Origin of the sequence: Rhodococcus sp. SMB37, from assembly GCF_004345605.1 — a bacterium.
Lineage (GTDB): Bacteria > Actinomycetota > Actinomycetes > Mycobacteriales > Mycobacteriaceae > Rhodococcus.
Map to the genome: position 1 here is coordinate 1 of NZ_SLVY01000023.1, position 26,585 is coordinate 26,585.

Annotated in this window: 26 protein-coding genes; 13 read left to right on the forward strand and 13 right to left on the reverse strand. The window is 64.7% G+C overall.

Going from position 1 to position 26,585, the window contains the following annotated elements; all coding sequences use genetic code 11:
* The 3 genes from EV641_RS26390 to EV641_RS26400 form a co-directional block, all read left to right on the forward strand.
* The coding region (locus tag EV641_RS26390) for an AraC family transcriptional regulator (RefSeq protein WP_241997487.1) at positions 1-683 on the forward strand (683 nt) is incomplete at its 5' end.
* A 75-nt stretch (positions 684-758) separates the two neighbouring features.
* A complete protein-coding gene (locus tag EV641_RS26395) occupies positions 759-1,019 on the forward strand; it encodes a type II toxin-antitoxin system prevent-host-death family antitoxin (RefSeq protein ID WP_054719449.1) in 261 nt (86 codons plus the stop codon).
* Between the two features lie 2 nt (positions 1,020-1,021).
* Positions 1,022-1,282 (forward strand): Txe/YoeB family addiction module toxin, encoded by a 261-nt coding sequence (locus tag EV641_RS26400; protein ID WP_054719440.1) that lies wholly within the window; start codon positions 1,022-1,024, stop codon positions 1,280-1,282.
* A 6-nt stretch (positions 1,283-1,288) separates the two neighbouring features.
* Here EV641_RS26400 and EV641_RS26405 read toward each other — a convergent pair whose 3' ends face one another.
* From EV641_RS26405 to EV641_RS26415, 3 genes are all read right to left on the reverse strand, one after another.
* Entirely contained in the window at positions 1,289-1,780 is a 492-nt protein-coding gene (locus tag EV641_RS26405; protein WP_054719443.1) for a hypothetical protein, read from the reverse strand.
* Between the two features lie 91 nt (positions 1,781-1,871).
* Positions 1,872-3,485: a 4-hydroxyphenylacetate 3-hydroxylase N-terminal domain-containing protein gene (locus EV641_RS26410; protein ID WP_132476015.1), complete on the reverse strand. Its 1,614-nt coding sequence runs from the start codon at positions 3,483-3,485 to the stop codon at positions 1,872-1,874.
* Between the two features lie 49 nt (positions 3,486-3,534).
* A complete protein-coding gene (locus EV641_RS26415; protein ID WP_132476018.1) occupies positions 3,535-4,098 on the reverse strand; it encodes a flavin reductase family protein in 564 nt (187 codons plus the stop codon).
* A gap of 200 nt (positions 4,099-4,298) precedes the next feature.
* Between EV641_RS26415 and EV641_RS26420 the strand changes: the two genes are divergently transcribed.
* Positions 4,299-5,234, forward strand: a complete 936-nt coding sequence (locus EV641_RS26420) for an AraC family transcriptional regulator (protein WP_132476021.1) — start codon at positions 4,299-4,301, stop codon at positions 5,232-5,234.
* Positions 5,235-5,266: 32 nt separating this feature from the next.
* Here the strand turns inward: EV641_RS26420 and EV641_RS26425 are convergent, their stop codons facing one another.
* Entirely contained in the window at positions 5,267-6,064 is a 798-nt protein-coding gene (locus tag EV641_RS26425; protein WP_054719314.1) for an IclR family transcriptional regulator C-terminal domain-containing protein, read from the reverse strand.
* Positions 6,065-6,271: 207 nt separating this feature from the next.
* Here EV641_RS26425 and catA point away from each other — a divergent pair, with 207 nt between their 5' ends.
* The 3 genes from catA to catC all read left to right on the forward strand — a co-directional run bounded on the left by catA (position 6,272) and on the right by catC (position 8,689).
* Positions 6,272-7,123, forward strand: a complete 852-nt coding sequence (gene catA, locus EV641_RS26430) for a catechol 1,2-dioxygenase (protein ID WP_132476024.1) — start codon at positions 6,272-6,274, stop codon at positions 7,121-7,123.
* A 111-nt stretch (positions 7,124-7,234) separates the two neighbouring features.
* A complete protein-coding gene (locus tag EV641_RS26435; protein WP_132476027.1) occupies positions 7,235-8,362 on the forward strand; it encodes a muconate/chloromuconate family cycloisomerase in 1,128 nt (375 codons plus the stop codon).
* Positions 8,363-8,404: 42 nt separating this feature from the next.
* Positions 8,405-8,689, forward strand: coding sequence for a muconolactone Delta-isomerase (catC, locus tag EV641_RS26440; protein WP_054713957.1), 285 nt, complete (start codon positions 8,405-8,407; stop codon positions 8,687-8,689).
* A gap of 28 nt (positions 8,690-8,717) precedes the next feature.
* Here the strand turns inward: catC and EV641_RS26445 are convergent, their stop codons facing one another.
* Together EV641_RS26445 and EV641_RS26450 are read right to left on the reverse strand one after the other, a co-directional pair.
* On the reverse strand, positions 8,718-9,521 hold the full coding sequence (locus EV641_RS26445) for a class I SAM-dependent methyltransferase (RefSeq protein ID WP_199233398.1): 804 nt from the start codon (positions 9,519-9,521) through the stop codon (positions 8,718-8,720).
* Positions 9,518-11,119: an AMP-binding protein gene (locus EV641_RS26450; protein ID WP_132476030.1), complete on the reverse strand. Its 1,602-nt coding sequence runs from the start codon at positions 11,117-11,119 to the stop codon at positions 9,518-9,520. The genes EV641_RS26445 and EV641_RS26450 overlap by 4 nt, the downstream gene beginning before the upstream one ends.
* 1,049 nt (positions 11,120-12,168) lie before the next feature.
* Between EV641_RS26450 and EV641_RS26455 the strand changes: the two genes are divergently transcribed.
* Positions 12,169-13,083 (forward strand): universal stress protein, encoded by a 915-nt coding sequence (locus EV641_RS26455; RefSeq protein ID WP_132476033.1) that lies wholly within the window; start codon positions 12,169-12,171, stop codon positions 13,081-13,083.
* 17 nt (positions 13,084-13,100) lie between these two features.
* Here the strand turns inward: EV641_RS26455 and EV641_RS26460 are convergent, their stop codons facing one another.
* Positions 13,101-14,492, reverse strand: a complete 1,392-nt coding sequence (locus EV641_RS26460; RefSeq protein WP_054713966.1) for a sodium/glutamate symporter — start codon at positions 14,490-14,492, stop codon at positions 13,101-13,103.
* 222 nt (positions 14,493-14,714) lie between these two features.
* Between EV641_RS26460 and EV641_RS26465 the strand changes: the two genes are divergently transcribed.
* Entirely contained in the window at positions 14,715-15,851 is a 1,137-nt protein-coding gene (locus tag EV641_RS26465) for a nucleotide pyrophosphatase/phosphodiesterase family protein (protein ID WP_054713947.1), read from the forward strand.
* Between the two features lie 126 nt (positions 15,852-15,977).
* Positions 15,978-16,961, forward strand: a complete 984-nt coding sequence (locus EV641_RS26470) for an alpha/beta hydrolase (RefSeq protein WP_054713944.1) — start codon at positions 15,978-15,980, stop codon at positions 16,959-16,961.
* 4 nt (positions 16,962-16,965) lie between these two features.
* On the opposite strand, the gene ygiD is transcribed toward EV641_RS26470, so the two are convergent.
* Positions 16,966-17,811: a 4,5-DOPA dioxygenase extradiol gene (gene ygiD, locus EV641_RS26475; RefSeq protein WP_132476144.1), complete on the reverse strand. Its 846-nt coding sequence runs from the start codon at positions 17,809-17,811 to the stop codon at positions 16,966-16,968.
* A 21-nt stretch (positions 17,812-17,832) separates the two neighbouring features.
* Entirely contained in the window at positions 17,833-18,681 is an 849-nt protein-coding gene (locus tag EV641_RS26480; protein WP_132476036.1) for an alpha/beta hydrolase, read from the reverse strand.
* 131 nt (positions 18,682-18,812) lie between these two features.
* Here EV641_RS26480 and EV641_RS26485 point away from each other — a divergent pair, with 131 nt between their 5' ends.
* Together EV641_RS26485 and EV641_RS26490 are read left to right on the forward strand one after the other, a co-directional pair.
* Positions 18,813-19,547, forward strand: coding sequence for an MBL fold metallo-hydrolase (locus tag EV641_RS26485; RefSeq protein WP_132476039.1), 735 nt, complete (start codon positions 18,813-18,815; stop codon positions 19,545-19,547).
* 205 nt (positions 19,548-19,752) lie between these two features.
* Positions 19,753-21,387, forward strand: a complete 1,635-nt coding sequence (locus EV641_RS26490) for an ABC-F family ATP-binding cassette domain-containing protein (RefSeq protein ID WP_132476042.1) — start codon at positions 19,753-19,755, stop codon at positions 21,385-21,387.
* Between the two features lie 72 nt (positions 21,388-21,459).
* On the opposite strand, the gene EV641_RS26495 is transcribed toward EV641_RS26490, so the two are convergent.
* Together EV641_RS26495 and EV641_RS26500 are read right to left on the reverse strand one after the other, a co-directional pair.
* A complete protein-coding gene (locus EV641_RS26495; RefSeq protein ID WP_132476045.1) occupies positions 21,460-22,116 on the reverse strand; it encodes a Fic family protein in 657 nt (218 codons plus the stop codon).
* A gap of 180 nt (positions 22,117-22,296) precedes the next feature.
* Positions 22,297-23,457: an iron-containing alcohol dehydrogenase gene (locus EV641_RS26500; RefSeq protein ID WP_132476048.1), complete on the reverse strand. Its 1,161-nt coding sequence runs from the start codon at positions 23,455-23,457 to the stop codon at positions 22,297-22,299.
* Positions 23,458-23,595: 138 nt separating this feature from the next.
* Between EV641_RS26500 and EV641_RS26505 the strand changes: the two genes are divergently transcribed.
* Positions 23,596-24,195 (forward strand): hypothetical protein, encoded by a 600-nt coding sequence (locus EV641_RS26505; RefSeq protein WP_132476051.1) that lies wholly within the window; start codon positions 23,596-23,598, stop codon positions 24,193-24,195.
* Between the two features lie 38 nt (positions 24,196-24,233).
* Here the strand turns inward: EV641_RS26505 and EV641_RS26510 are convergent, their stop codons facing one another.
* Positions 24,234-25,577 carry an MFS transporter gene (locus EV641_RS26510; protein ID WP_132476054.1) on the reverse strand — a complete coding sequence of 448 codons (1,344 nt, stop codon included), beginning with the start codon at positions 25,575-25,577 and terminating at the stop codon, positions 24,234-24,236.
* Between the two features lie 17 nt (positions 25,578-25,594).
* A complete protein-coding gene (locus tag EV641_RS26515; RefSeq protein WP_132476056.1) occupies positions 25,595-26,584 on the reverse strand; it encodes a PDR/VanB family oxidoreductase in 990 nt (329 codons plus the stop codon).
* Position 26,585: the final 1 nt, after the last annotated feature.

Below are 26,585 nucleotides of genomic sequence, written 5' to 3' on the forward strand. Positions count from 1 at the left end.
GGAATCAGTCTTCTTCCCTGCCATTGTTCAATGATCAAGTAGCACGGCATCAATCACGCGCAGCGACACACCCTATTACCGAAGCATCTTTAGGTGTCAAGTTCGATCGCGACCACCTCGAACGCGAGGCCGACCGGATTCTGGGTGCGCCGCTGCGATCTCGGCTCGTGCTGCCCGACCAGATCGACCTTACCGGGTCGGCCGGTGATTGGCGCCGCCTGGTTGTCTCGTTGTCGGATCAGCTCGAAGGTGCGAGCTCGCTCACCAACCCCCTTGTGTCGCAGCAGCTTGCGGGTGCCGTCACCGCCGCATTCGTGCTGGCGGTGTCTCCTCCGTCCGAAGAGGCAGCACCGGCGCCGAGGCCGGGGATGGTGCGGCGGGTGCTCGATGCGTTGCACGACGACCCGTCACGCCCGTGGACCGCTGCGGACATGGCGGAGATCGCCGGCACCAGTGTGCGGCGGATGCAGGAGACGTTCGCGGACTATGTGGGAAGCAGCCCGTCCGCCACCTTGCTCGACATCAGGTTGGACCGCGCGCACACAGAACTCGCGGCCGGTGGCTCGGGCGTCACAGTGACCGACGTCGCGTTCCGGTGGGGTTTCAGCAGCCCTGCCCGATTTGCGGCGGCGTTCAGGAAGCGGTACGGAATCACACCGAGTCGAGCATTGCGCGACTCCTGACGGCAAGACTGCGTCGTGGACATTGCTGCGATGTCCGATTGGACGTACAATTTTCTGTACAATCAGGAGGTTGTCATGAGGACCATGAGTTACAGCGAGTCCCGCGCTCGCTACGCTGAAGTCTTGGATTCGGTGGTGAATGACCGCGAGGAAGTCGTGATCACTCGATCGGGGCACGAGCCGGTAGTGATCGTATCGCTGGCGGATTTCGAGTCGCTGCGCGAGACCGCCTACCTGATGCGTTCACCGACAAACGCGCGACGTCTGCTCGATGCAATGGAACGGCTCGAATCCGGGGAGGGTCAGCTGCACGAGTTGATCGACGGTGACGACTGACCATGCGGTTGGTGTGGGATGTCAACGCCTGGGAGGACTACCTGTGGTGGCAAGCGCAGGACCGTAAGGTGTTGAAGCGCATCAACTCTCTTGTTCAGGACATCCTACGCAACGGGAACGACGGCATCGGCAGACCGGAGCCGCTGAAGCACGACTTCGCCGGGTACTGGTCTCGGCGTATCACCGACGAACACCGTCTTGTCTACAAGGTCACCGACACGGAGATCCGCATCGCGGCCTGCCGGTATCACTACGGACGCTGACGCGTGCTATCCGACCCACATGGCCGGGGTCGGACGGTCGAAAGACAACTCGGGGTAGTCGTCGTCGGCCACCGCTGTCCGTAGCCGCCGCTCGACGAAGTCGTGGCCGTGCGCACGCATGTACTCGATGCACGACACCGTGTAGCCGAGGGAATCGGCGCGATCGGTGCCGGCCGGGCGGAACAGGTTGGGGAATCCGTGCGCTGTCACGGAAGCGGGATCGATCTCGTCCGTTTCGCGACCCTGCAGGTGGATCTTCCCGTCGTCGTCGATCACGAACTTCGTCCGCGCGATCACGATCCGACCTACGCGGATCTCCCAGCGATTGTTGATGTCGTCGTACGTGGCTGCCGTTGCGTCGACCACCTCGAGGACGGACAGATGCAGGTCGTCGCGGAGCCGGGTCGCTGCACGCTTCGACGCGAAGGAGTACCCGAGAACGACGGCATCGAACTCCGGGATGGGGGCAGGGGCACCAGAATTCGACGCTGCAGACATTTCGGGTACTCCTTCGCCGGTGGGTGGATCAGGAACCGCGCGCGGGCGGGTAAGGGTGGGGGTCGTCCGCCCGCGCGCGGTGGTAGGAGTGTTACTTCTTGTAGAAGGCACTCACGTCGGCGTTGCCGATGAGGTCGGGCACCGTCCAGCCGTCGAGGTCGTACTCGCTCATGAACTGCTCGGCGAAGCCCTTCATGGAGGCCACGTCACCGCGGGTCTCGGCGGCGAACAGCAGTTCGGCCTTGACGTTCTCGTGGTTGCCGGCGTAGTTCCGCTCGTACAGCTCGTGGCGGCCACCGAACTCGGATCCGATCGAATCCCACAGTGCCTTCATGACCTTGACACGATCGACGGCCTGGATGCCGTCGGATCCGCGAACGTACTTGTCCAGGTAGGGGCGTACCTCGGGGTTCTTGAAGTCGGCGGCGGACGACGGCAGGTAGATCAGGCCCGAGGCGACATCCTGCTCGATGATCTCCTTGATGCGAGGGTAGCCCTGCATCGCGAACATCCGGTACGTCAGGCCGTATTCGAGCTTCGGGATGACGGTGTCGCCGATCCACGGTTCGGGATTGTTGACCATGGAGTCGGTCAGCGACCAGAACAGGTTGCGCCAGCCGATGACCTCACCGACGCGGGTCTGTACTCCTCGGAATCCGCCGGCGCCGGTGGCGTCGAGGGCTTTCATGAGCAGGCCGGCGATGAAGTCGAGCTTCACCGCGAGGCGGGTGCAGCCCTGCAGGGTGAAGCGCTGCAGGAAACCGGAACCCGGCAGGAACTGGTTGATCTTCTCGACGTCCCCGTACATGAAGACGTTCTCCCACGGGACGAGGACCTTGTCGAAGATGAAGATGGCGTCGTTCTCGTCCATCCGGCTCGACAGCGGGTAGTCGAACGGCGAGCCGACGATGTTGGCATTCTCCGAGTAGGAGGCGCGGGAGATCAGCTTGATGCCGGGTGCATCCATCGGCACCGTGCAGATCAGCGCGAATTCCTTCTTTTTGATCGGCAGGCCGTAGTGAGCGATGAAGTTGTAGTTGGTGATGGCCGAGCCGGTCGCGACGACCTTCGCACCGGAGACGATGAGGCCGGCGTCGGTCTCCTTCTCCACCTTCATGAACACGTCGCCGACCTGGTCCGGGGGCAGCTGGCGATCGACAGGCGGGTTGATGATCGCATGGTTCCAGTACAGAACCTTCTCCTGCGATTCCCGGTACCAGCGCTTCGCGTTGTCCTGGAACGGGTTGTAGAACTCGTCGTTCGCGCCGAGGGTGCCGAGGAAAGAGGCCTTGTAGTCGGGGGAGCGGCCCATCCAGCCGTAGGTCAGACGTGCCCAGGTGGCGATGGCATCGCGGTCCTTGACCAGGTCGGCGGAGGATTTCGGGGTGCGGAAGAACGGCATCGTGACGCCGCCGTTGCCGGTGTCGGTCGGTGTGGTGAGCGCGTCGACATGCTCACCGGTATGCAGCGCGTCGTAGAGGCGCGCGGTCATCCGGATGGAGTTGCGGAACGCCGGGTGGTTCGTGAAATCCTTGACCTTCTCGCCGTGCAGGAAGATCTCGCGGCCGTCGTCGATCGACGCGATGTACTCGTCGCCGGTCATGGGGCGGGTTGCGAAATTCTTCGTCCGGTTCGCTTCGCACTCTGCGGCCACGTTGACCTTGGAGCGGTCGAGAGTGTCGGGGCGCGGTTCGGTGGTGGTCATGGAATTTCTCCTAGTCCGGTGGGGCAGGGATTCGCTGTGTCAGGTGTTGTCAGGCCGGGGATGTGGCCAGGTGAAGCGGGGTGAACTTGGTCTGGGCGTCGAACCATCCGCTGTGCGGATCGTCCAGGCTGCCGTTCCATGCCGCAGACGCGCTGGGAGCGCCGAGGTCGTGGAAGGTGCTGCGGAAGAAGAGGAGGGGATCGACGTCGCGGCTGGAGGCATCGACGATCTCGCCGATGTAGATGACGTGGTCGCCGCCGTCGTATTCGCGCCACGGGATACACGAGATCGTCGCGGCGGTGCCGGCGAGGACCGGGGCGGTGGGGCCGGCCTCCCATGTCGGCTCGGGCGACTGCGGCCTGCCCGCGAAGTGCATCGCGGTGTCGACCTGGTCGGAGGCGAGGACGTTCACGGCGAACGGTGCGCCCGACAGGAATCCGCATGCCTTCGAGGTGCGGGTCAAGGTGACCTGGCACAGTCGCGGCTCGAGCGACACTGCGGTGAACGCGGTGACGGTGGCGCCGTGCGGTTCGCCGTCCCGGTTGGCGCAGGTGATGACGGTGACGCCACTTGCGAACTGTCCGAAGATGTTTCGCAGGTCTCGCTGTTCCATGTCTGCGTCCTCCCTGTCCGGTTCGATCTGGTGTGACACAGACCATATGGACACCGACGGGGATGTGCGATCCAGTGAGCGCGGTCACTATCCACCTAACGCGGCGGGTAGGTATAAAGTCCTTGTTTGCCAGGGCGCGTGTCCCTGATCACACTGGAATCAAGGTCCCCGGTATCCGAAAAAGACGAGGTGGATCACAGATGGCAGAGGACTCGACTCGACACCCGTCCGACTGGGGCGAGGTGGAAGAGGTGGTGTCGCATGCGTACTTCTCGCATGACCTCACTCCCCTCGAGAAGGCCGAACCTCGCCTGAACCTGCGCACATTGCCTCTGGGGCCGATCCGGTTGGCCCGGATCGGCTGGGGTGCCGAGGCGTCGGTGCACAGTTCGCACCCGGGCGCCTATGCCGTGAACATTCCCCTGTCGGGCACGATCGAGTCGATCGCCAGTGGCGTCGAGGCCGAGTCCGGGGTGGGGCAGGCCACCGTGTTCGAGCCGGACATCGACGCGACGATCCGCCGGTGGAGCGGCGACTGCGAGATCGTCGGGGTCAAGCTCGAACGCGACTACCTGCACCGGGAGATGGCCCGCATCCTCGGGCGCCCCGACCTGCACCTTCCCCCTCAGGTCGACCTGTCGACCGACGCAGGTCAGAGCTGGATGGCGTTGCTGCGTTCCGTCATCGAGCAGCTCAAATCCGACGAATCCCTCTGGCATAACCCGTTGGTCGCCGATCAGCTCTCCGGTGCCCTGACCTCGTCGTTCATTCTCGCGGTGATGCCCGACGACGCCGATCCGACGGGAGGCGCGCGGCCCCGGATCATCAAGCGGGTCATCGACCGAGTGCACGACGATCCGTCGTTGCCCTGGACGTCGGCGGACATGGCCGAGGTGGCCGGGGTGAGCGTGCGTCGTCTGCAGGAGGGCTTCCGGGAGTACCTCGGTGTCTGCCCCCGCGACTACCTGCTCGATCTGCGGTTGTCGCGCATCCACGAGGAACTGTCTGCCGGATCCGGTAGGAATCTGTCAGTGACGGATGTGGCGTTGAAATGGGGAATCACGCACACCGGACGGTTCTCGGCAGCGTACAAACGCAAGTACGGAGTAGCGCCCTCCGCGACGCTGCGCTCCTGAACCGACGGGCGTCCGATCTGGGGGGACCGGCGTCAGCGGTGGCGGTAGCCGAGTTCTGCGCTCAACGTCTCAGCGCAGTCCACCACGCGTTTGGCACATAGATCCCGGAAGGAATCGAGGGTGTGGCGTCCCGTCGACGTCGAACACGCGAGCACGCCCACCGCATGGCCGGCGGGGTCGAACACGGGTGCCGCGAGCGAGATCAATCCGTCTTCGAGCTCGGCCGAGGCCATCGCGTAACCCTGGCTGCGGACCTCCGCAAGTTCGACGCGGAAGGCGTCGGCGTTGTCGATGGTGGTGGGGGTGAGTTTCTCGAAGCGGGTCTCCGCGATCACGGTGTCGACCTGCTCGCGTGGTGACCAGGCAAGCAGAGCCCGACCCATCGAGGTTGCGTACGCGGGTACACGGGTACCGACCGAGACGTTGATGCTCATGATCCGCCGCACCGGTACGCGGGCCGCGTACACGACTTCGGTCCCGTCGAGCACACCGAGCGACGCAGATTCGTGCGTATGGTCGGCGATCTCCACCAATTTGGGTAGAGCGGAATCCACAAGGGTGTGAGAGGACGTGTAGTGCTGCCCTATGCTCAGGACGCGCGGAGTCAGTGACCAGCGCGTTCCCGTCGAAGTAACGTAACCGAGCCGCTGCAGTGTCAGCAGGATTCGACGCACCGCAGGCCGCGACAGTTCGGTCTTGGTCGCAATCTCGGCCAACGTCGGTTTCGGATCCTTGTCGTCGAAGGCATGCAATACCGCAAAACCGCGCTCGATGCTCTGAACGAAATCGCGGTCGTTACTCGGGTTGTTGCCTAGGCCGGTGCTCGGCATCGCTTCTCCTACCTGCGGGACTTGTCGATGTTGCCTCATTCGGTGTTGACAAGCGATGTGACAACACGCACAGTATGTGGTGTACGCACTGCGATCCACAAGTACGCACAGCGTACTCTCCGGTAAGTCCACAGCCCTGGACCCGACCGGACCAGTGCATTTGCTACCTGCTTTCCACACCGTTCTCAGCCCCGACGAGGAGAGTCCATGACCACCACCGAGAACCCCACCGCTCACGGTTCCGGCAACGCCGCCACCGACAAGTTCAAGTCCGAGCGGGCCACGTCCGACACGTCCGTCGAGCGTGCGGCCGCGATCTACAAGGACGTGCTCGAGGCTCTCGCCGGCATCGTCCACAAGCACGAGGTGACGTACGACGAGTACCGGGTGCTCAAGCAGTGGATGATCGACGTCGGCGAGTACGGCGAGTGGCCGCTGTGGCTGGACGTCTTCCTCGAGCACGAGATCGAGGAAGTGCACTACAACCGCAAGCACTTCACCGGCACCAAGGGATCCATCGAAGGTCCCTACTACGTGCCGAACGCCCCGAAGCTGCCGTCGAAGTGCACCATGCCGATGCGCGAGAAGGACAAGGTTGCGCCTCCGCTGATCTTCAAGGGCAAGGTGACCGACCTCGAGGGCAACGGCATCTCCGGCGCCACAGTCGAACTGTGGCACGCGGACGAGGACGGCTTCTACTCGCAGTTCGCCCCCGGCATCCCCGAGTGGAACCTGCGCGGCACCATCGAGGTCGACGACGACGGCAATTACGAGATCACCACGCTCAAGCCGGCTCCGTACCAGATCCCGAACGACGGCCCGACCGGTTGGTTCATCAAGTCCTACGGTGGACACCCGTGGCGCCCCGCCCACCTGCACCTGCTGGTGTCGGCCCCGGGCAAGCGTGCCGTCACCACTCAGCTCTACTTCAAGGGCGGCGAGTGGGTCGACGACGACGTCGCGACCGCGACCAAGCCGGAGCTGATCCTTGATCCGGAGACGAACGCCGACGGCATCGCAGAGGTGACGTACAACTTCGCTCTCGATCCCGAAGCGTGATCCACATCTGACCTCGAATGCCGGTGTCCCACAGGGGCACCGGCATTCTCCACGAGTGCACCTGCACAGTATCGACCGTCACACCCAGAACTGATTGTGAGCTGACCGAAGATGTCCGACCCCGACCTGGCGATCGTCTCCGTCGAATCGACGATCGTCGACGTGCCCCTGATTCGTCCGCACAAGTTCGCGACCACGACATCGGAAGTGCAGCCGATCCTGTTCGTCGCCGTCACCACCGCCGGTGGTGTCACCGGCTACGGCGAAGGTGTCGTGCCCGGAGGCCCGTGGTGGGGAGGCGAATCCGTCGAGACGATGAAGCAGATCGTCGATCGGTACATCGGCCCGTACATCATCGGTCGCGGCGTCGACGAGATCAGCGGCGTCATGCTCGACATCGAACGGATCGTCGCGAACGCCCGTTTCGCGAAGGCCGCGGTCGACGTCGCCATGCACGACGCGTGGGGTCGCAGCCTCGGCATCCCGGTCGCGTCACTGCTCGGCGGCGCATTCCGCACCGGAGTCGACGTGCGCTGGGCGCTCGGCGCGGCACCTCTCGAAGAGATCGTCGACGAGGTCACCCACAAGATGGAGCAGCGCCTCAACTTCTCCTTCAAACTCAAGATGGGAGCACTCGATCCCGTCGTCGACACCGAGCGTGTCGTGAAGATCGTGGAAGCGTTCGACGGCAAGGTCGGATTCAGCATCGACGTCAACGCCCGCTGGGATCGTTTCACCGCCCTGCGACACGTTCCGCAGCTCGTCGACGGCGGCGTCGAACTCATCGAGCAGCCCACTCCGGCCGACCAGCTCGATGTCCTCGCCGAGATCAACCGCCGCGTCTCCGCGCCGGTCATGGCCGACGAATCCGTCCAGACCCCGCACGACGCATACGAGGTCGCCAAGCTCGCCGCGGCCGACGTCATCGCCCTCAAGACCACCAAATGCGGTGGCTTGCAGCGGAGCAAGGAGGTCGTCGCGGTTGCGAAGGCCGCCGGTCTGCGTTGTCACGGCGCGACGTCCATCGAAGGCCCCATCGGAACCGCCGCGTCCATCCACTTCGCATGCGCCGAGCCCGGGATCAACTACGGCACCGAGTTGTTCGGCCCGCAGCTGTTTGCGGTCGAGTTGCTGAAGACGCCGCTCGAGTACTCCGAAGGACAGGTGCACCTGCCCGAGGGTCCAGGCCTCGGCGTCGAGCTCGACATGGATGTCGTGAAGAAGTACGCCCGCGACTGACGTCGTACCCCACTTTACCGCCACAGTCGAAGGAGAAAACCCATGGCACTGTTCCACGTTCGGATGGATGTCAACATTCCGCGCGACCTCGATCCCGAGGTGCGCGCCGAGACCATCGCCAAGGAGAAGGCCTACAGTCAGGAACTCCAGCGGGCCGGTAAGTGGCCCGAGATCTGGCGCATCGTCGGAAAGTACAGCAATATCTCCATCTTCGACGTGGACTCGGCCGACGAGCTGCACGAGATCCTGTTCAACCTCCCGTTGTTCCCGTACATGGACATCGAGGTCATGGCGCTGACGAAGCACGGGTCGGACGTAAAGGACTGACTCGACCGCCGCGGTCGGAGTAGTGACGTCACCGCCCTGCGGCGATCCGGCGGGTCGGTTGTGATCGCTGTTTGATCGCAACGACAGTCTGGTAGTGATCGCGCACCGATGAGCCCGGAAGTGACCTGACCGATGTGAATCCGCATGCGTCGAGTGCATCTCGCAGAGTGTTCAGATCGAGAAGATAAGACGATCGCGCGAACCGGTAGTTTCGATGTCCCACGGTCATCGCGACATCCCAATGCCGGATGCGGGTCTCGTGGTCGGTGGAGATCTCTTCGATGACGGTTACCGGTCGTCCCGCAGGGCAGAACCCCTGATGCTCGAGAATAGAGGGGGAAGTGTCCGGCCGAGCTGACGGCAGATCCACCAGAAGTGCGCCGCCGGGACGGAGGGCGCCTGCCATACCTGCCACATGGGTGATCACGCGACCGGGGTCGAACTCGAGTGCTGTGTCGGAATCCCAAGTGTCGGCGTATGCGAGGGAGTTTCCGCGGCACATCACCATGTCGAACACCTCGGGAAACATCCGGCCGAGGTCTTCCCAACGAGCGCAGATCGCATCGTTGGAAAGCCCTGCCTCGATGCAGTTGTGTCGAAATCGGTCGAGCATCTCGGCGCTTCCGTCGGAACATACGAGGGAATAGCCTAATTCCAGGAGCCTGATGGTCCCGAACCCCGTTCCGACAGCGCAATCGAGGACAGATCCGTTCAATCCGATTGTGTCGAACGCCGCGATCGATTGCGCGACAAAGCGATTCTCGTCGGCGCAGACATTCAGATAGATATCGATGACCTCGGCCGGATGATCCACGGCGAATGTGTTTGTCACGAGCACCCCGACGCGGTGATCTGCCTGACCAACCTGCTTACAGCATCGCGGTCGATCTTGCTGTTGTGGCGAGGATCTGTCGGCAGCGCGCCCGGTAACCGTACCGGTGTGGGGTCGGGCAGATGCAAGCGCCGGGCGAGGATGGACATGGTGCCGATGTCGACGGCTGACGGATCCTCGTCATGAGGAAAGACATAGAAGAGTCGGTCCGCATCGGCATCGTAGACCACAGCACTGAGTGCAAACCCCGTCACCATGTTCCACATCTGCTCGAGTGCATCGGGGTGGATGGGTCCATGAGGGGAGTCGACCACATCCCTGTTCCTGCACAGGTACCAGACAAGCCCAGAGTCGTCGATGTATCCATGATCTCCAGTGCGGTGCCATATTTCACCCGTTGGAGAATCCCGCAACTTCGATGCGGCCACGGCATCGTCACGGCGATGATAGGTTCTGACCACCCGCGGTCCCGCAACGATGATCTCACCTGCGACGCCGGTGTCGAGACTTGCAGTTGTCACGTCGAAATTCGAGCCCTTCGACGACGGGGAGATGATGCGGACTTGCATTTCCTCGGCTGGACGACCGAGCGGTGTCCCCTTGCCGTTCCAGGTTTTCAACTGCGACAGGTATATGTGTTCGTCGGCGCCGACGACGGTGATCGGCATCAACGCTTCGGTGCTTGCATACGGGACGACCACGTCTGCCGGATCGAGTGCGGCGCGCATTCGTTCGATCAACCGGACGCCGATCGCTGAGCCGGCGGTCGCGGCCCGACGAAGAGTCGGAGCAGGCAGACCGTGGCGTTGTATATGGGTGACGAGGCGGTGCCATACGAGAGGTGAGGCGAAGAGATAGTCGCTGCCCGAGCCGGCCAGTTGGCGATAGAACGCGTCGATATCGAGATGAGCCGGCTGAGCGGTGGATAGGTCGGGTAATACGACTCGGCGACCGATCGCCAGAGATACCAAGGCCAGGTGAGGGAACAGACAGAATTCCGAGCGAATGTCATTGTCGCCGTAGTACCGCATCTGAGAGGAGAGCTCGCGGGAGGTCCAGGGTACTCCTTTGGGAATCCCTGTGGTGCCGCTGGTGTAGAGCATCAGGACGGTGTCGTTCACACTCCACGCGCGCTGTTCCCAGGGCTGTTCGTTGCTGGTAGAGGCGCTGTCGCCCGCGTCGAAGATGGTGTGGTCGGGTGGGCATATGGAGCCGCGGTACAGTCCTCGCGCCGGATCGGGAATCGACGATACCCATACTTCAGCATCGAGATCAGCCAAACAGGGGGCGAGTGACTCCAGAGGCTGATTGGGGTCGACGAATGCGGGAACAGCACCGAGTATTGCTGCGCCGTAACAGTATGCGATAAGTTCGGAGCCGAGCGGCAGCGTCATCACCACGTGTTGCCCTGGTCGTGCGCCGGAACGGTGCAGGTGCATCGCTGCCGATTCGGCGGCGAGCCACAGGTCTGAGAACGAGCGCTGCGTCGACGTCCGGAAGTCTGTTACCGCCGTGTGCTCGGGTCGGTTGTCGCGCTGTGCTCGTAGGCCGTCGACGAGGACATTTCCGTACGGCACAGATGATTCGGATGTATTCAAGTTTCCCCCCGCCCGCCGGCCCGGCGGGCTTGTCTTGACTGGCGCAGTGCCTGGGCAGATGCCGGGCTGCCTGCTGAGTCCAATTCCCCTGATAGTGACCTGGCGGGTTTCCCCCTCCCGCCGGTTTCCGGTCGATCTTGATTGATGCCCGAATGGTTGTCAAGCCGAACAGCCTGAGAGTGGGGATGGATAGGACGCCTTGCGGGCGGCTGCGCCAAACCGTACGGAGACCCTGCGGGTCCCTGTGCTTGCCTTCGGCCCCTTCCCCAACGCTGCCCGGTCGCCATACCCCGATAGACCGTCTCGGCCAACGCATCTGGCCCCACGTCGGAAGTGACGTGCGGCTTGCGCTGGACCCGGTCGTTCGTGTCGACCCTCGCGATCGGGTGCTCCACCGCCAGCAGTGGAGACGAAGGTACTGGCGCCCAGTCGGTTTCACGCACGGGAATGGCACCCTTGCGCGCAGCGTCGATGCACTGACGTCGGACCTCGGGTGATGAGCGACGAATGCCCGACGCGCCGCGGCTACCGGAACGGCCCGCGCACACGTCGAAGCGAAACATCTCGAGCCCCTCGACGGAGGTGTCGAGAGGCTCGTGAAGTCAGGACGTCAGTGAAGACCCCGGCGGGGTGAGAAGGCAGGGGTCGGCGTCGAAGGCCGAACCATGAGAAGCGCCCCCTGGGGGCGTGTGGATAGACTCCACCCTACGGTGCATGACAGTCCTATCTGTCTTGTGCCCAGACCCCGGTTCGGTGTTGGTAGCACCAGCCGGGGTCGACCTGTTTTCAGGTCGGTGCAGGGATAGTCCCACGTGCGACGATGCCCGTCAACTCGAACATTTGTTTGTTTGCGTAGGTATCCGCAGCACCAGTGTCAGCCGCTTGGAGGTGGGCACGCGGCGCGCCGGGCGAAGTAAGTGATTTCTGCGTCTGAACGGATCTGGCGAAGGAAGAGCGACGGACAGATACTGTCGTCTCATGTCGTGGTTCGCGCCACGAGCCACGGCGCGCGTGGGTGGCCTGCTGCCGAACGAGATGGAGATACCGTTATGAACGCCGGAACGCACATCGTGGTCGGGCTCGACGGGTCCGACACTTCATTGGGCGCTGCGAAGTGGGCCGTTGCGGTAGCCGAAAAGCTAGGTCAGCCACTGCACCTCGTACATTCCGCGCCGAGCCCTGCCCACGCGTCCGATGACGACTTATCGCAACAGTTGATCGACAGCCTCGCCGCTGAGGGAGCCGAGGTGCTCTCCTCTGCGGTCGCCGCCGTCCGCGAATGCGCGCCCGACAGTCGCCTGATGACGGTACTCGGCGACGAACCCGCTGCGACAGCGCTGCTCACTGCCGCGAAGGGCGCCACCATGGTTGTGCTCGGAGCGACGGGCCGAGGGACCGTCGAGCGTTGGTTGCTCGGATCGACCGCGGTGCGGGTGGTCAACCACGCTGAATGCCCTGTCGTCGTCTGGCGAGGCGACCCCGCCGATCCCGGGCCCGATACGGGCCCTTTCGTGGTCGGGCTCGACGGCAGCGTTACGTCTACCGCCGCCGCCGAGTTTGCGTTCACATTCGCCGACCTGCTCGGTGTACCCATCACCGCGGTTCGATCCTGGACCGACGAGTACGCGATCGGCGCCGCCAGACCCGAAACGCTGCGCCAGTCGGGTCCGACGTCGCTGCTCGTGGACTGGGATGCTGTCGCCCGCACGGAGGAGACAAGGCTTACCGAGATCCTTGCACCCTTCCGGCGTCGCTTCCCTGACGTGCCTGTAGATGCGGTGTCGGCCCGCGGTTCGGCACCGCGGGAACTGCTGCGAGCCCTCGACGACGCCCAATTGGCCGTCGTGGGGAGTCGCGGCCGCGGCCGCATCGCAGCGGCATTGCTCGGCTCGACAAGTCAGAACCTGCTGCATCGTGCGGACAGGACTGTCATCGTCTACCGCGATACGGGCGAAGTGTCCTGACCGCGTGGTGCAGGTCGTCAGCTACCTCCAGAACGGGCGGGTGCCTTCCGTCGCATACCCCACACGCCGATCACCGCAACTGCGACCACGCTGATGGCAGTGAACAACGGCAGTCCGATCGAGGTGATCAGCGGAACGGACAGTGCGGTGAGCAGCCCGCCGCCGAGAAACGGCTCGTACGGCAGCTGCTTGTACCCGTAGGCGTTCGCTGTGGCAGTCCGACGCTGGGGATCCACCATGTCGGCGAGCACGAAACCGGTGGCCACGTTGCCCTGGGATTGCCCGAAATCGGCGATCGCATGCTCGAACCAGTGCGTGCGGTGGAATCGTCGTCCCAGCCACACCAGAGACACCACGCTCCACCCGACCCCGATGAAGGTGAACACGACGATCGCTGGGATGTTGGATCCGATCGTTGCCAACGACATTGTGCCGATGGCACACACGAGCAGGATGTCGAGGGCAATCGAGGAGATTCCCTCCACGGCGCGCTTGTCGACCCGATGTGCGTGCCCGGTCTTGGTCACCAGCCACTGAACGAGGAACCCACCGATCACGGCGACCGGGAACAGCGGCATCTTGTCGAGAATGTCCGACCCCAGCGCTGAGACCAAGGCCCTCGCCGACCACAGGATTGCCACCGACAGGAGTATCGCGACACCGATCAGCGCGAACGCGAGTGTCGTCGGGTGGAGACCGGTGTCCGTGGACGGTTTCTCGTCGATCGGTGCGACGTGGATGTCGTCGACGTCGTAGCGCTCATCGGATCCGAACTGTTCGTCGCGCACCACCGTGACCTTCGGGCTGCGAACCGCCCACCGAACGAGCGCCGAGCCACCGACGATGCCCGTCACCATGCTGATCGTCGCCAGTCCCAGCCCGATGTCGACGAGTTCGGGGACCCCGGTGTCGTCGAAGAGCTGACCCATGCCGGCGATCGTTCCGTGACCGCCTGCGAACGACATTTCGAGTAGGGAGCCTGCCTCGGCGGGTAGCCCGAACACAGGCTGGAGCAGCACGATGACGGCCAGACCGCCGAGGGCGAACTGTCCGAACGACAGGAATGCGCCGAAGAGGGCGTGCGGCGCGGCGGCGTCCCACAATTGCCGAGGCTTCGGCAGCGTCTTTCCGATCATGATCGCGCCGAACACGACGTTGATCATCAGTCCGGGGATCACCCGCCAGACCTCCATGACGGATTCGGGGATCAGGCCGCTGGTGCCGGTGAGTTCGCCGAGCACCTGTGGGCCGAGCAGCAACACGGCGAACCCCGCGACGACACTCGCCGGTATGAAGAGCGCGCTGAGCGCGCGCACCCGACTTCGCACGAACCACGCGAACACCAGTACGGCACCGAGGACCACCAGCGACAACCCCACGATCTGTGCCTCGCTCAGCTGCTCGAACATTCCGTCCCCTCCCTGCGCGGCGCCGGCCATCGGCCATCGGCCATCGGAAATGACCGTACTGGGAGTCGGTCGTCGAGAGGGGATCAATGATGGTGCCGTGCAGATAGTTATCCGAGCGGGAGGGCTTGGGCCTGATAGGTGTCGTCGAGAGAGGTGCCGGCAGAGAAGGGAGCTGTCGAGCGAGTACTGACGGCATGCGGGCGCTCGGGCCATACTCGGGGTATGAGCCTGCCGCTGCGCGACGTGTACGACGAACCGACCCTCGCCGACCTCCTGCCGTCGGTGCTCGCCTCCGCGGGTGTTGCCGGCGAGATGAACCGCCTCGGACTTGCCGAGTGCTCCCGGACCGTCGTCCTGCTCGTCGACGGTATGGGGTGGGAACTGCTGCAACGGAACAAGAAGGCAGCACCGTTCCTCACCTCGGCACCCGGACACTCGATCCGCGCCGGGTTCCCCACCACAACGGCGGTGAGCATCGCGTCGCTCGGCACCGGCCTCCCGTCGGGTCGCCACGGGATCACCGGCTACCAGTCGTACGTCGACGAGATCGAAGCACCCGTCAACTGGTTGCGATGGACACTCGCGGGCACCGCCATCGACAAGCGCGACGAACTGGTTCCCGAGGACGTGCAACCGCATCCGACGGCGTTCGAGCGTGGCACTGATGCGGGGATCGCCGTCACCACCGTCGTGCCGAGGCATTTCGACGGCAGCGGCCTGACCCGCGCTGTTCTGCGCGGCGGCACGTTCGTCGGTGTCTCCGCCTACGGTGATCTACTCGCGCGCGTGGTGTCGGCGATCGGAGCCGACGAACGCAGCCTCGTCTACTGCTACCTCGGCGAGGTCGACACGCTCGGCCACGTGTACGGGCCGGAATCGGATGCGTGGCTCGCGCAGCTCACTGTCGTCGACCGGTTCGTCGAGCAACTCGCCGCGGCGCTGCCTCGCGACGCGCGACTGCTCGTCACCGCAGATCACGGCATGATCGATGCCTCCAGAGGGCGTCGCGTCGACTTCGACCACACTTCGGGACTGGGTGAGGACGTGAGCGTCATCGCCGGTGAACCTCGCTGCCGACACGTCTACACCGACAGCGTCGGCAAGGTGCTCGAACGCTGGCGGAACGAACTCGGCGACGACATGTGGGTCGGCACCCGCGACGACGTGCTCGCCGCCGGCTTGTTCGGCCCCGAACCCACGCCGTCGCTCGTCGGACGCATAGGCGACATCGTGGCGATCGGGAGGGGGGAATCGTCCGTCATCCGTACCGACGGTGAGCGAGTGATGTCGGAATTGCCCGGACAACATGGTGCACTCACCGACGACGAACTATTCGTGCCACTGCTGCGTCTTCAGTGACCAGCGGGGGTCTTCAGTGACCAGCGGGGGTCTTCAGTGAGAGCCGAGTGTGGTGAACCGCAAAACGGGTCGCGACGTGGGCAACGTCGCGTACCCGCAATCCGATTTGTCACATAGTGTGTGCACATGAGCTCCGGAGCTTCTGTGACCTGGCACGATCGGACGAGTCGGATCGCGCTGATCCTTCTCTGGGTCGTCCGGATCCTCGTCAAGCCGATTCTGAGCATCTGGCCGAGCAACGACTTCGGTATCGGCCTTCTCGGCCGGCTCTCGTGGGTGGTCGACAAGGTCACCCCCAGGCCCCGATCGGTGGAGATCGTCGACACCGATCTCGGCGGAGTGCCCGGTGAGTGCATCATCTCTCCCAAACCCGTCGACGATCCTCTCGAGGACGCCACCATCCTGTACTTCCACGGCGGCGGTTTCATCTTCTGCGGGCCGTCGACGCACCGGCAGCTGTGCGTGCAACTCGCGCTCGATTCGGGGGCGCCCGTGTACTCGATGGACTACCGGCAGGTCCCGGCGGTTCCCATTGCGGGATCGGTCCACGATGCAATGAACGCGTACACCGCTCTGCTCGAGACTGCCGTCGATCCCACCCGTATCATCGTGGGCGGCGACTCGGCCGGTGGGTATCTCGCCGTCAAGGTCGCGGAGATCGCCGCTCGTCGCGGCCTCCAGCGACCGGCCGCCGTCATCGGTTACTCGCCGCTGTTGAGCCTGGACCTCGACGACTCCGGTCACGATCTCGAGTACATGAAGAAGGATGCCTACCTGCCGATCGAGGCGCTCGAAAAGCTGCGCCCGCGCTGGCTGGCGGGTCAGGAAGCGATCGAGGGCGAGATGAACCCTGTCGACGCCGACCCCGACCTCTTCCCGCCGATGTTCCTGTGTGCAGCCGAATTCGAGCTGACCCGACCCGACGTCGAGGACATGACCGAGCGACTCACCGACGCGGGAAAGGCGGTGGAAACGCACCTGTGGCGCGAGCAGATCCACGCGTGGCCGGTCCTCGCGCGAGCGCTGCCCGAGGCGATGGAACTCATCGGGCTGAGTACCCGATTCGCGCGGCGTGCCGTCGTCGCAGTCGACGACGGTCGCGCCGCCTGATCCACTACAGGTTGGTGTTCGACGGGTCGGTCGAATCCGAAAGTCCCGCACCGTGGCCGCCGTTCTCGGCGCCGGACGGGCACTGTGCACCCGCCGTATAGGAGGTCATCGACAGCGATCCGTAGTCGACCCCGCCGACAAGCGTGTCGGGCTGCTCTCCGGATGCGGCGAGCAACCCGGCGAAGTGCAACATCGGCAGGAAATGGTCCGGCGTCGGAACAGCTTTCGCGTAATCGGGGTGCTCGTGCAGTGCAGGTGCATCGCCGGGCCGTTCGCGCAGCAGTTCGGCGGCTGCCTCGTCGAAACGCTGGGCCCAGTCGAACCCTTCGCCCGGCTTCGATGAATCCATACTGCGGAGATTGTGCACGATGTTGCCGCTGCCGACGATCAGCACACCGGCATCACGGAGCGATGCGAGCGAAGCCCCGAGTTCGACGTGATACTCGAGCGGCTTGTACGCGTTGAGGCTCAACTGCACCACCGGCACGTTCGCATCCGGGAACATGTGGGTGAGCACAGACCACGTGCCGTGATCGATGCCCCACGAATCGACATCGCCACCCACCCATTTCGGTCGGGCGAGATCTGCGATCTCCTCCGTCAGCTCGGGTAGACCGGGTGCCGGATACTCGACATCGAACAACTCCTGCGGGAAACCGAAGAAGTCGTGGATCGTGCGCGGCGACGGCATCGCGGTGACCGCCGTGGCATTGATGAACCAGTGCGCCGAAATGGACAGGATCGCACGCGGTGTCGGCACCGACTCCCCGAACGCGGCCCACGCCTGCGTGTACCGGTTCGATTCGAGTGCATTGAGCGGGCTGCCGTGGCCGACGAATGCGACGGGCATGCGTGTCGTCATGAACGTCACTCATCTTCCGGGGGCGATGTGAGGGCGCAACCAATCGACGAGATCGCCCAGTACCCTGTCGTTCTCGGGTTCGTTGAACACCTCGTGGAACAGCCCGTCGTACAGCTTCAGGGTCAGATCCTCCGAGCCTGCGCGGTCGGCAATCAGCTGCGAACCGGCCGGATCGGTGAGTGCGTCTGCCGTGCCGTGCTGGACCAGCACCGGCAACGTCAGGGACGGAAGCCGAGTCTCCACGCTCTCCTCGTTGACGATGAGGACACGCGCGACCCCGGCGGGAACCAACCCGTGGTGCACGAGCGGATCGGCCTGGTACGCCGCCACGACCGCCGGATCGCGCGACACAGCGTTGCTGTCGAGCTTCTGCACCGGCAGGTCGGGAAGGAAGCGGCCGATCATCTTGCCGATCTCCACGACGATGCCCGGAGTTCCGGACGTGACGATCACCGCAGGTCCGGACAGCGCGAGCGCGGTCAGACGATCCTGGTGGTCGAGTGCATACGCCAACGCGATGGCCCCACCCATCGAATGGCCGAGCAGGAAGACCGGCAGACCGGGATAGGCCTGCGTTGCGATATCGAACAGCGAGTCGAGGTCGTCGGTGAAATCCGACATCTCCCTCGCATGCAGCCGTTTGCCGCCCGACCGACCGTGGCCGCGATGATCGGGTGCGAACACGACCAGGCCCAGCTCGGTCAGGCGCTCAGCGACGTGGTCGTAGCGGCGCGCGTGCTCGCCGAGTCCGTGCGCGAGCACCAGTACCCCGGCGATCTCGGCGTTGTCGGGCGACCACAGGTCATACACGATCCGAGTGTCGTTGCCCCCGCTGAACGAGGACTCGGTGTGCTGCATGGGCATCTCCTACCGGGGGGTGGTCACGTGGCCGTCTCACGCATCCTTCCACGAGGACACCGTCCGGGCTTGTGGACTCGACGAGACCGGAGGAACCTCGGAAAGGGGACCTCATAGCGAGAGGGATCGTGATGGACACTGTCATCACCGAAATTGCTCCCGACGTGTACCGCCTGTCCACGTTCGTCGACGAGGCAAACCTGACGATGAACCAATTCCTGATAGGTGGCGACGAGCCGCTGTTGTTCCACACCGGGTATCGGTCGTTGTTCCCTTCTGTCTCCGATGCTGTCGCACGACTGATTCCGCTGAATCGGTTGCGGTGGATTACATTCGGTCACGTCGAGGCGGACGAATGCGGCTCGATGAACTCGTGGCTCGCCGTAGCGCCGGCTGCCGAAGTCGCGCACGGCGCGATGGCGTGCTTCGTTCAGGTCAACGACCTCGCCGACCGGCCGCCACGGCCCCTGCAGGACGGCGAGGTGCTGGACACAGGCCTGCGCCGAGTCCGCCACATCGACACGCCTCATGTGCCACACGGGTGGGACGCCGGAATGATGTTCGAGGAGACCACGTCGACGCTGCTGTGCGGCGACCTGTTCACAGCATTCGGCAGTTATTCGGCACGGACGGACAGCGAGATAGTAGGTCCCGCATTGGCAGCGGAAGATATGGGACACGCGACGTGCCTGACCCCCGAACTGGCCCCGACCATCCGTGCACTCGCCGACCTGCAGCCGCGCGTGCTCGCCCCGATGCATGCACCTGCGTACGAGGGTGATTGCCACGCAGCTCTCGGCGACCTCGCCGCGGCCTACGAAGAACGATTCACCGCTGCGCTCGAAGGCGTTCGCCCGACGGCGTGAACAAATGCGATTGACGTCGTCGCGGGGATCGGTATCCTGGACGACGTGATTCAAGCGCTTCTCTTCAACTGACGACACCGATCCGTACCTCGTGAGGTAGCCGAGGCGACGGGTCGAGCTGTGTCCACCGGTCTGTTCTCATGGCCGTTCGTCAGAAGCGCATGCCCCATCTGTCGTGGGCCGAGTGCGCCTCCCTGGAGGAACAATGACCACGATTACCCTGCCCCAACGCGCTCGAGCCCAACTCGGCGCTCACGACGTACACATTGCTCGCGGCGGTCGTCCCGTCCTGCAGGGTGTCGATCTTGCGGTGACACCCGGTTCGCGTATCGGGGTCGTCGGGGACAACGGCCGCGGTAAGTCCACGCTGGTCGACGTCCTTGCCGGTTATCTCGAACCCGACCGAGGCGAGGTGCGATGCTTCGGCTCGCTCGGTGTCGCCGAGCAGGAGATGACCGTCACCGAGGGACGTACCGTCGGTGACCTCATCGATCTCGAACTCGTCCACGTCCGTGAGGTGTTGCGACTGCTCGACGAGACCGTGGAGGCTCTTGCAGACGACCGACCCGGCGCGGCGGACGCGTATGCCGAGGCCCTGGATGCAGCCGAACAACTCGACGCGTGGGATGCCGACCGTCGCGTCGATACCGCGCTCGAAGCGCTCGGTGCGGTGACCGACAGGTCGCGGTTGCTCGCCGAGATGTCGGTGGGGCAGCGCTACCGCGTCCGATTGGCAGGTCTTCTCGGCGCAGAGCACGATTTCCTGCTCCTCGACGAACCGACCAACCACCTCGACGCGTCGGGGCTCGAGTATCTGACCGAACGGCTGCAGCAGACGCGCAGCGGTGTCGTCCTCGTCAGCCACGATCGTGCGTTGCTCACGGATGTGGCGACGTCGATCCTCGATTTGGATCCCAGCGTGGACGGCCGCCCCAGCCTGTACGGCGGCGGCTACGCCGGCTACCGCAAGGGGCGTGTCGCGGAGTACGAGCGGTGGGTCGACGAATACGCACGTCAACAGGCCGAGCATGCGCGTCTCGCTGTCGACCTCGAGGCAGCCCAGGACCGGCTCGTCACGGGGTGGCGGCCCGGCAAGGGCACCGGCAAGCATCAGCGCGCGACCCGTGCCCCGGCGCTGGTGCAGTCGGTGCACCGGCGACAGGACGCGCTCGACGAGCATGCGGTGACCACTCCGCCACCGCCTCTGCGGTTCTCGATGCCCGCACTCGGCGCTGAGCTCGACGGGATCGGTCACGACGTTCCTCTGATCCGAGCGGAGGACGTCACCGTATCGGGGCGCCTCACCACCCCGGTCTCGCTGGCCCTCGGTGCCCGCGCGCGGCTCGCCGTGACCGGGCCCAACGGGGCCGGGAAGTCGTCGTTTCTCGCCGTACTCGCCGGCGAATTGACACCCACGTCCGGAGACCTGGACATTGCGGAGCTCGTGCGGGTCGGACGTCTGGCCCAGGAGTCGCCCGCGCCCTCAGCGGCCCGCGTCCGGGACGTCTACGAGCGGCACGTCGGTGCGCTCGAATCCGCAGGCATCGTCCTGGGTGAGGAAGCGGTGGCGCTCGAGGATCTGGGTCTGTTCACCGAATATGATCTCGGTCAGCGAGTTCGGGACCTGTCGATGGGGCAGCAACGCAGGCTCGACCTCGCGATGGTGCTCGCAACCCGACCGCACGTGCTGCTGCTCGACGAGCCGACCAACCACCTGTCGATCACGCTGGTCGATGAGCTGACCGACGCGCTCGGCGCGACCGACGCGGTGGTCGTGCTCGCGACACACGACCGGCAGCTGCGGCGGGACATCGCCGACTGGCCGCACCTCGCCCTGTGACGTGATCAGAGACCCGAGTGGCGGAATCGGCCGATGCGGAGTTTCCGCGCAAACTGGGATTCGAGCGTAAGTTTACTTCTTCGGGGCGACGAGGCCGTGGGTGCGCAGCAGATCCTTCACACCGCCGCGCTCGTCCCGGACGTATGCCTTCGCGAGCAGGTCGTTGAACGAGTCGGACAGGCTCGGGTCGTTCTCGTCGACGGGGATCGTGAGCAGTTTGCCTGTTTCGGCGCTGATCAGCAGGTTGTTGGCAACGAACAGCGCGGTGCGCTTGTTGCCGTCCTCGAATGGCTGTGCCTTCGCCAGATCGACGAACAAGTCCAAGGCGTTCTCGCAGGCGTCTGTCCCGCGCAGCGTGTCGTCGAGGAGTTGCTGCAGACTTGCCTCGGTCATCGCCTCGGGAGTGTGGCGGCCGTACCTGGTCTGCACGCCGATCTGCTGAGCCTGCGTTCTGAGTTGTCCGGGGTGCAGCGCACCGCTGCGGATGATGTGGGCGTTCACTGCGCACACGAACGCTGCGGTGATCGGTTGCCGTCCATGGTCGATGACGAATTGTGCAACGTCGCGGAGGTCTTCGAGCAGTGCGAGGTCGGAGCGAGAGGTGATTCCGTCGAGGCTTCCGGAACGGAGGAAGTTCTCGGTGTCGAGGCGGCCGGTTGCCAGGCCGTCGAACACCTTGCCCGCGGAGTACACGACACCGGCGAGGTCGGTGATCCTGATCGTGGACACGGTGCGTTCCTTTTGACGAGCGGTGTGGTCGATGCTATCGAAGCGCCCGCAATCGCGTGATGCGGCACGTCGCGGTGCGGGATGTAATGCCGACCTACGACGTCGAGGAGATGTGATGCGGGTGAGACCCCAGGTACATCCCCTGGACCTGTGCGAAATTCGGCTTGCTGTCAACGGTCGTCAGCCGTACACCTGCGCGTAGAGATCTCGGATCTCCGCGTCGGTGGGGACCAGCGGATTGTTGTTCGGCGATCCGGACGCCAACGCCTGCTCGGCCATGAGTGGGATCAATTCGTCCCACTGAGTCTTGTCGATGCCGTAGGCCTTGGGTGTCGGGACCTGAACGTCGCGGCACAGTTCGCGTAGCGCTTCGACGAGGTTGTTCGCGGCGGCGGTGTCATTGTCGCCGGATGTCGCGACCCCGAGCGCGCGGGCGCAGTCGGCGTAGCGGCCTTCGGCGGCGCCCACGGAGAAGTCTGTGACCGTGGGGAAGAGCATCGCGTTGGACAACCCGTGGGCGACGTGGAAGTGTGCACCGATCGGGCGGCTCATGCCGTGCACGAGTGCCACCGACGAATTGGAGAACGCGATGCCGGCCTGGGTGGCTGCGAGCATCATCTGCTCACGGGCCTCGGCGTCGTTGCCGTCGGCATAGACCCGTCGCAGTACCTTGCCGATCGTGCCGATGGCGATGAGGGCGAGGCTGTCGGAGAACGGGTTTGCTTTGCGGCTGACGTACGCCTCGACGGCGTGGGTGAGGGCGTCGACGCCGGTGTCGGCGGTCAGTCGCGGCGGCATCGACAGTGTCAGTTCGTAGTCGATCACCGCTGCGACCGGAAGGAACGCCAGGCCGGGGCATAGCATCTTCTCGTCATTGGTGCTGTCGGTGATGACGGTGAACTGGGTTGCTTCCGAACCACTTCCGGCTGTGGTGGGTACGGCGATGATCGGGAGGGCAGGCCCGATGTTGTTGCGCGGGGCCTTGTACTCGCGCATCTGCCCGCCTTGCCGCCCGAGGATGCCGAGTGCCTTGGCTGTGTCCATCGGGCTGCCGCCACCGAACCCGATGACGGAATCGGCGTCGTGTTCGGCGAGTGCGGCGACACCCGCTTCGAGGGAGTCGGTGGTGGGGTCGGGCACGGCGTCTGCGAACAGGCGCGCGGTGGCGCCGGCAGCGTCGAGATTGTCGAGCATCGTCTGGGCCGCGCCGGTGCCGACCTGGAACGAATCGGTGACCACGAGTGGGCGGGACAGGCCGAGGCTCGAGACGACGTCGCCGATCTCGCGGACGGCTCCGCCACCGATGCGCATGATGCGCGGCAGTGCGATGGGTGCAGTCATGCTCGGATCATGTCACCCGAGCCCGGTCGAGTGTGCACTGGGACACACCTCGTGCACGGCTGGGACCGCACCCACGTCGGCGTCAGTAGAATCTGCCCGGATTATCGGAACTGCGTGGATTGGGGCGGTACAGCTGTGATGAAGAGACTTGTCTCCGCGTTGGGTGCACTGGCGCTGCTGCCCGCGCTCGCTGCGTGCGGATCGTCGGACGACACTGCCGACGCAGCGGAATCAGCACCCACGAGTGCAGTACAGGCGGACTCCGATCCCTCCGTGTTGACCCTGGACGAAGTGGAGTCGATGCTGGCGGCGTTGGAGGACATGACCGGAGCTTCGAGAAACGAGATTCGCATCTCGGCGATCTCGTACTCCCCGGCCGGAAGCCTCGCTGTCGATGCGCTCGACCCTGCTGCGCCGACGGAGTTCAACCAGTACATAGCGAACATCTACACCGACCGTCGCGAGATTCGGCCCTACGACTACGGCGGGGCGGACAAGTACGAGGCCCTCGAGGCAACGTTGTTCCCGGCAGGCGAGGTGACGCCCGAGATTGTTCACCGGGCGTGGGAAGACTCGTTCACGCGGGTGGAAGGTGATCCTGCGGAACTCGATGCGTCCGGACCGAGAGTGTCCCGGGACCGTTCAGGCGTCGTCGAGATTGCGATCGTCAACGGACCCGAACGCGACCGTCAGTCGGTGTACTACGACGCGCAAGGGAACTTCGTCGAAGTGTCCTGAATCCGTGGAGTCACAGAGCAGCGGGGCGTACGCAGTTCCTACGGTGCGTCGGCCCGTGCCGGCTCGGCAGTAGGAGCAGTGGATTCGGCCCGAGCGGGCTTCATGGCGAACAGCGCCACTGCGGCTAGCACGACGACTCCCGCGACAGCAAAGTACAACTGCTCCGGCGTCCACCCCGAGTCGAGAAGCACGCCGACCGCGGTGGGAGCGAGAATCGCTCCGGCCCGGCCGACGCCGATGGCCGCGCCGACGCCGGTGGTGCGCACCGTCGGTGCGTACAGCGACGGCGCCAGAGTGTAGAGGCCGGCGATGCAGCCGTTGATGAGGCCACCGATCACGATGCCGAGCGCGAACGCCACGGTCAATGTCGAGATGGAGACGATGAAAATGGCCATCGCCAGCGCAGAGGACAGCGTGAAGGTGATCAGGACGGCGCGGGTGGTCCACCGGCTTGCGAGCAATCCGAAGAGGATGGATCCGACGGTGCCGCCGAGCGTGAGCATCATTCCGGCGGTGGCGCTCTGGTCCTTCGTGAGTCCGGCGGTCTCGAGTAGCGACGGGGTCCACGAGTTGATGAAGTAGAAGCCGAACATCGTAGCGAAGAACGCTGCCCACAGCAGCATCGTGGGACGCATATTGCTGCCGGAGAACAGATCCGAGATGCGTCCTGCCTTTGCGGGCTCGGTGCCGGTGGGTGCGTCGAGCGACCCGACGGGTTCCTGTCCGATCCGCCGCGCGATGAGGTTGACGCGGTCCAGGTCCGACGCGCGGCCCCGGCTGGTCAGGAAGTCGAGCGACTCCGGCAGCAGGAGAGCGAGGATCGCCAGGACCACGCCGGTGAGGATCGCACCGACGACGAAGACGGAGCGCCAACCGTATTCGGCCTGCAGGCTCACCGCGGCAATGCCACCGAGGGTGGCGCCGACGCCGTAGCCGGCCGTGTAGATGCTGATCGCCAGGCCGCGCCAGCGGGCCGAGGAGTACTCGCTGGCGATGACGGTGGTGCAGGCGAGGATACCGCCGATGCCGAGGCCCGTGATGACCCGCCAGGTGCCGAGTTCCCACGCGGATCCGGCGGTGGCGGACAAAGCCATTCCGAGAGTGGCCATCGCCACCGACGCGAGGATGAGTGGGCGGCGGCCGATCCGGTCGGCGATCGGAGCAAGCCCCAACGCGCCCACGGCCATGCCGATCAGGCCTGCGCTGAGGAGAATTCCGATCTCGGCGCCGCCGAGTGCGAAGTCGGCGCCGATGCTCTTGGCGGTGAACGCCAGCGCCATCACGTCGAATCCGTCGAGAATGTTGAGGACGACACACAGGCCGACGATCAACCACTGGTAGGGGCGCATCGGGGAGGTGTCGATGCGGGCACGAAGGTCCATGGGATTCCTTCTGAAGGTCAGGGGATATCGAGGGTGATGACACCCGGAGCGGAGCGCGCGCCGGATTCGGACGGGCAGGGTGCAACGCGTGATACGCACGCGCAGATCTTGGTGGAATCGGTCTTCTGCGCTTCGCTGAAGAACACGTCGCGGTGATCGACCCGGCCATCCACCGAGGCGATACCGACCTGGCACAGGCCGCATTCACCCTTGCGGCAGTCGAACATCATGTCGACCCCGGCTCGTTCGAGGGCGTCGAGCATCGATTCGCCGGTACCGACCGTGGTCGTGAGACCCAGGCCGGGGACGGTGACGACGAATTCTTCGGCGTCGAACCATCCGCTGTTCCCGAAGGTTTCGTATCGCAGGTTCGGTGTGGGCAGCGCGCGGTCTGTCCATGACCGGCGCACGGCATCCATGAGGCGGATCGGTCCGCACATGTACAGCTCGGTTCGGGCGTCCACGCCGTCGACCAGGGTGGTCACGTCGAGGCCGGTTCCTTCGTCATCGATATGGACCTCGAGGCAATCACCGTGCAGTTTCTCGAGTTCGGGCAGGAACGCCATTGCCGAGCGGGTGCGGCCCACGTAGACGAACCGGTAGGCGGAGCCCATGCGGCGCAGGACAGCGCCCATCGCGCTCACCGCGGTGATGCCGATTCCTCCGGCAAGCAGGACGTAGCTCGGTGCACCGACCCGCAGAGGGAAGTTCTGCAGTGGGGCGGTGATGTCGAGTACGTCGTCGGGGCGTAGCGAATGCATGTATGCGGAGCCGCCGCGCGAAGTAGGGGACAGGTGGACACCGAGGGTGATGCCGTGCCCGTCGGCGCCACCACCGACCACGGAGTACGAGCGCACGTCCCCGGAGGGGAGACGCACGTCGACATGGGAGCCGGGCTCGGGACGTACGGGTGTGTCGGTGACGATGGTGATCTTCGCGATCGAATCGGCGGCCGTGTCGACGGCAGTGACGTGGCCACGCTGCCAGGTGATCTGCACAGTGCTCATG